This is a genomic window from Marinilabilia sp., assembly GCF_016278715.1.
GTDB lineage: Bacteria > Bacteroidota > Bacteroidia > Bacteroidales > Marinilabiliaceae > Marinilabilia.
The window spans coordinates 1-4,930 of sequence record NZ_JADQBH010000085.1 but is presented as its reverse complement, the minus strand read 5'-3'; the positions used below and the strand labels follow the sequence as shown (position 1 = coordinate 4,930).

At 42.0% G+C, this 4,930-nt stretch carries 4 protein-coding genes; 2 read left to right on the top strand and 2 right to left on the bottom strand.

Annotated features, from left to right (window positions below; all coding sequences use genetic code 11):
• The first annotated feature begins 746 nt into the window (after positions 1-746).
• Positions 747-1,931 (top strand): AAA family ATPase, encoded by a 1,185-nt coding sequence (locus QZZ43_RS05390; RefSeq protein WP_291856903.1) that lies wholly within the window; start codon positions 747-749, stop codon positions 1,929-1,931.
• Between the two features lie 567 nt (positions 1,932-2,498).
• Positions 2,499-3,533: a glycosyltransferase family 4 protein gene (locus QZZ43_RS05385; protein ID WP_291856902.1), complete on the top strand. Its 1,035-nt coding sequence runs from the start codon at positions 2,499-2,501 to the stop codon at positions 3,531-3,533.
• Between the two features lie 179 nt (positions 3,534-3,712).
• On the opposite strand, the gene QZZ43_RS05380 is transcribed toward QZZ43_RS05385, so the two are convergent.
• Both QZZ43_RS05380 and QZZ43_RS05375 read right to left on the bottom strand, forming a co-directional pair.
• Positions 3,713-4,072, bottom strand: coding sequence for a four helix bundle protein (locus tag QZZ43_RS05380; protein WP_291856901.1), 360 nt, complete (start codon positions 4,070-4,072; stop codon positions 3,713-3,715).
• A 154-nt stretch (positions 4,073-4,226) separates the two neighbouring features.
• Positions 4,227-4,930: asparagine synthase-related protein (locus QZZ43_RS05375; RefSeq protein ID WP_291856900.1), on the bottom strand; the 704-nt coding region annotated here is incomplete at its 5' end.

Genomic DNA, 4,930 nt, shown 5'->3' with positions numbered 1-4,930 from the left:
AGTAGGCAATTAGGCGAGTAGAAAAAGAAACAGAGCGGTGGCAGAAAGGTAGAAAAAAGAAGTACCAAATAATATTTCAAATGCGGAGCTGCGACAGGGAAGTTTTATTCATAGAAAATTCCAGGAATAAATTCCGGGAGAACAAAAGCAACCGTTCCTTCGGAACTATCATTTGCAATTTTATCAAAATTGCCTTCAAAGTGCCATAGGCACGACCGCTTTTGTTGTCTGGGATTTTAATCCCCGGGATTAGGGGATTAGAAAAGTAGGCGAGTAGGCAATTAGGCGAGTAGAAAAAGAAACCGCAGGGCGGTAACAGAAAGGTAGAAAAAAGAAGTACCAAATTATATTTCAGCTGCGGAGCTGCGGCAGGGAAGTTTTATTCATGGAAAATTCCCGAAATGAATTCCGGGAGAACAAAAGCAACCGTTGCTTCGGAACTATCATATGCGATTTAATCAGAATTGCCTTCAAAGTGCCATAGGCACGACCCTTTTGTTGTCTGGGATTTTAATCCCCGGGATTAGGGGATTAGGAGATTAGGAAAGTAGGCGAGTAGGCAATTAGGCGAGTAGAAAAAGAAACCGCAGGGCGGTGACAGAAAGGTAGCAAATAGAAGTAACAAATAATAAAAGTGAGGGTCGGGCTGGCCCACGATTCAAAAAGAGTAAATCTCCACTTCTTTTTATGCGTTTTGCTTTCACCAAAAGCATTTTTTATTATTTTTGCTAAACTCAATAGCAATAATGGAAAAATTACTAATTAAATCGAGGAGGAAAATACAAGCAGTAAGCGAGGAGTTTCATCGTTACCTATTTAAGCAGATCAATGGCAATAGTCAACTTATTTCTGTATTGGGGGCACGGGGTGTTGGAAAAACCACCCTACTGCTTCAATTGGCTAAACAATCCGGTAAAGAAGTTTTATATGTAGCTTTAGATGATTTATTCTTTACTGAAAACAGCCTCTATAGCCTGGCTGAAAATTTCTCTCAAATAGGCGGAGAGCTGCTTTTATTAGACGAAGTTCACAAATACCCCAACTGGTCGAGGGAGTTAAAATTGATATACGATGATTTGCCCGACCTGAAAGTCATATTTACCTCATCATCGGTATTAGACATATACAAGGGGGAGTCAGATTTAAGCAGGAGAGCTCTCAATTATCACTTAAAAGAACTATCATTCAGGGAGTATCTGGAATTTTATCATCATATTAAGCTACCACCGATTTCGTTAGACGATATTATTAAGAACCACACCTCATTAAGTGACGACTTATCCAAATATTTTAAACCTTTAAAATATCTGAATTCCTATTACGAATCAGGAGCCTATCCTTATTTTGAGGATGATAAATACGAATTCTATCAGCAATTAAACAACACCATTAATTTAATATTAGACATTGATTTACAAAGCATCGAAAATATTGAATATTCAAATATTGCAAAATTCAAACGCCTGTTATACGTGTTGGCTACAAATGTGCCTTACACACCAAATATTAGTAAGCTGGCTGATAAAATATCCATCAATCGTAATTCACTGGTTCAAGCCTTGCATCTTCTTCATAAGGCTGAACTATTGCACATCATTTACAAGCAAAATAAGAGCATTAGTATCTTAACCAAGCCCGATAAAATTTGGTTACATAACACCAATTTAGCTTTTGCCATCTCAAATGAATTACCGGATATTGGCAACTTGCGCGAAACATTCTTCATACAACATATTAGTGTCGGCCATAAAGTAAGCTTACCCACTAAGGGAGACTTTTACATTGACAATAAGTACACCTTTGAAATAGGGGGTAAAAACAAAACACAGCATCAAATCAGGAATCTTGATCATGCTTTTATTGTGAAAGATAATATCGAAAGTGGTTCCCTAAGTACCATCCCGCTGTGGCTCTTCGGAATGTTGTACTAATTAGGAGATTAGGGAAGTAGGCAAGTAGGCGAGTAGGGGATTAGGCGAGCAGAAAAGAAACCGCGAAGCGGTGACAGAAACCTTGAAATGTATTCACCCCTGTCCCTGAAATGGGCCAACAAGGATAAACATATCCTCACCTATAATTATTCGACACCTTCAGCGTCGTTTTTTCTGTTGAGATATCTTCTATAAACATAGGAGCCCTTCAGGCTCCGGTTCTCTCTGTCATCTCAGGACTATGTCATTCTGAGCTTGCGAAGAATCTGTTACTATAAAAAAAGATTCGAGCGCGGAGTTCCCCTTAAAGGCTTACCATGTAAAACCATTTTTTATCATGAGGGTCAGGTTTACCCTGTAGAATTAGTTATTCACAGGGGGGTAGCGCGCAGGAAAAAATTCATTTACATGTTAACCTTATCCCCAAACAATCTTTTTACCTATTACCCTACTACCCTATTACCCTAATCCCCTAATCACCTACTAGCCTAATCCCCTAATCCCCTACTAGCCTAATCCCCTACTAGCCTAATCCCCTAATCACCTAAAATCTAATCACCTAAAAAAATGAACATACTTTTTTTATACACCGAACTCGCCTCCTATTTTCTTGCAGGCGTAAAAGAGCTCACAAATAAAGGGCATTCAGTGCACATCGTTCGCTGGCCCGTCAATAAAGAAGCCCCCTTTCAGTTTGATTTTCCGGAGGGGGTTACCCTTTATGAGCGAAACGACTACAGTAATACACAATTAAAAAACCTGGCCAAAAGCATCCGTCCGGATATTATCATCTCCAGCGGATGGGTGGATAAAGGATATCTTTCGGTTTGCCGCTTTTTCAGGGGAAGCATCCCCACAGTTATGACCATGGACAATCACTGGATGGGCACGCCCAAACAATATCTGATGCGACTGGCAGCTCCATGGGTGTTGCACCGCGCCTACTCACACGCCTGGGTACCGGGACAACCTCAGAAAGAGTATGCGCAAAAACTGGGCTTTAGAAAAAAAAGAATTACGGAAGGTTTCTATTCGGCCGATGTCAAACTCTTCTCTCCCACCGCATCGGACCGAATAAAAGCAGAACCCTATCCGCGAAAGCTGATATACGTAGGCCGGTATGTTCACCAGAAAGGGCTCGACCTCCTCTTTCCTGCCTTCATGGAACTTCAGGAAGAATCGCCCAACGAATGGGAGCTTTGGTGTGCCGGCACAGGCGAACTTTTCGACCAACGCCCGGAACATCCAAAAATCAAACATCTGGGTTTTCTACAACCGCAAGAACTTAAAAAAACCCTCAAAGAGACCGGAGTATTTGTCCTTCCCAGCCGTTTCGAACCCTGGGGAGTGGTTGTACACGAGATGGCAGCAGCCGGCTTCCCCATGATCTGTTCCAGTGCGATTGGTAGTATCACCCGTTTTTTGGAAGAAGGTAAAAACGGCTTTCTTTTTCAAAATGACGATAAAGAAAGTCTTAAAAAAGCACTAACAAGAATCATGAATATGAACGATGCTGAACTCAGAGAAATGGCAGTCTGCAGCCAGAAGTTAGGAATTAGTTATGATCCGAAAAAGTGGGCCAGCAAAGTAATTAGGTTTTAGGTTAGTAGGCTAGTAGAGAATAGGCCAGTAGGCCAGTAGAGTTTGGGCCATTCCCAATTTTCTACTAGCCTAATCCCCTACTAGCCTAATCACCTATTTATTTCTTGCCTAATCACCCAATTTACTACTAGCCTAATCCCCTATTTATTTCTTGCCTAATCCCCTACTCGCCTAACCCGCTAGAGTTTTTTCCTTTTTTGAGTTATGAGAGCAGATATCATTTTTGTTATTTCCAGGGCAAGTCCTTCTTGTTCTTCAAGTTTATCCTGTGAAATAAGTTTCTTGTAAAACAACAAATTCAGCAAGGTAATTGATTCATACAAAGAGCCCCGGGAGAAAAACAAATAGTTTAAATTATCCTTGATACTAAAACGGCCCTCACCTTCAGAGATATTTTGCGGCACAGATGCAGCCGCAGCTTCAAGTTGTTCCATAAGTCGGTAATGTCCTTTGATCGACTCAGTAATATCAAGACACCTTTCAGCAAATGTCATCCCTTTTTGCCAAACCAATAATTTCTTGAAACTAAAATTTTCCATGGGTTAAAAGTTAAGTTCATAATATATTGTATATTCTGCTTCCCTAATCTCTACTAGCCTAATCCCCTACTTGCCTACTCGCCTAATCCCCTACTTGCCTAATCCCCTACTCGCCTACTTGCCTAATCCCCTAATCCCCTACTCGCCTACTTGCCTAATCCCCTAATCCCCTAACCCATTCCTCCAACACTACCAGCGGCCACACCCGTGAAAACGTCACCGACGCATCACCCTTAAGGAACCTGTTCCAGATATCCAGCACCCCGTTTTCATTAAAAAGTTCCCGCTGAGCAATGGATCGAATGCGCCCATCGGCATAAGCGTGCATTTCTCCTTTCAGCCAGTCCCGCCAGGGAAAAACAAACCCCATTTTGGGGCGATTCACGATATAATCAGGCAATAAATCAGACATACTTTCCACCAAAAGCTTTTTGGGCGTAACCGGACTCTTAATTCCATCAGGAAGAGATAATACATACTCCACCAGTTCATGATCCAGAAATGGAACTCTCACCTCCAGTGCATGAGCCATACTCATCTGGTCACTATCGCGCAGCAGCACATTCTGCATATAAGTGGTCATCTCCGCCACCGACACTCTGGATAACACATCAGCATCCCCACTCATTTTTTGACCTTTCAGCCACTCCACAGGATTGTGTAATGGCAACTTCTGAAGGTTCAGCATCCCCTCCAATTGAGGATCCATCAGTGCTTGTCGCGATATGGCAAAAGCCTCCTCAAAGCTATACTTCTTCATTTCAAGAAGCTGTTTCACTTTCAGAGAGGCCACCCCCGGCTTAAAGGTTGCAACACTATTACCCGCCATTTGTCGCAGTGGCTGGGGTAGCTTCCACA